Origin of the sequence: Acinetobacter sp. HA (assembly GCF_000264725.1) — a bacterium.
Classification (GTDB): domain Bacteria; phylum Pseudomonadota; class Gammaproteobacteria; order Pseudomonadales; family Moraxellaceae; genus Acinetobacter; species Acinetobacter schindleri.
The window spans coordinates 1-700 of record NZ_AJXD01000089.1; the positions used below are offsets into that span (position 1 = coordinate 1).

Here is a 700-nt window from a genome sequence, read left to right on the forward strand (position 1 = left end):
CATTTCGTATAAGGTGTATTATGTTAATTTTAGATTTACTAAAACTATTTTTTGAGAACTAGGCTGTTATGGGAACTGTAAAGCTCAAATCTTCTGATGAAGTTTTTCAATTAAAAATTAGTCTGCTAGGTAGTGATCCTGAAATCTGGAGAACTATTCAAATTTCATCGGCAGCTACTTTATCTAGGCTCCATAAGGCAATTCAATCTGCTTTTGATTGGGAAGATAGCCATTTACATGAATTCACGACTATTAAGCATGAAAAGATCAATAAAAGACAAAAATTGAAAGAAGTTCTACGTGTAGGTAAAAAAATTATATATACATATGATTTTGGCGATTGTTGGGAACATTTGATTACTGTAGAAAGCAGACAATCTCCTGATTTAAATAAAAAATATCCATGTTGTATAGATGGTCAAAATCATGCTCCATTTGAAGATATTGGAGGAATTTTTGGATATCTTGATATTTTAGATGCATTACAAGACCCCAAACATCCAAGATATGACGATTACATGCAAATTATCGAGGATGAAATAGGAGAGATAGAGTTTGATCCGACCTACTTTAATTCACATGATATTAAGTTTTAAACCTGATTTAACATAATGGATATTATACGCAATACACTTGTATATTAATATAAAAATCAACAACTTAAAAATTTATTTATGACTAAGAAATCAGCAAAAAACCG

At 30.0% G+C, this 700-nt stretch carries 1 protein-coding gene; it reads left to right on the forward strand.

Annotated features, from left to right (window positions below):
* Positions 1-68: 68 nt before the first annotated feature.
* Entirely contained in the window at positions 69-596 is a 528-nt protein-coding gene (locus HADU_RS11920; RefSeq protein ID WP_000537572.1) for a plasmid pRiA4b ORF-3 family protein, read from the forward strand.
* The last annotated feature ends 104 nt before the right edge of the window (positions 597-700 follow it).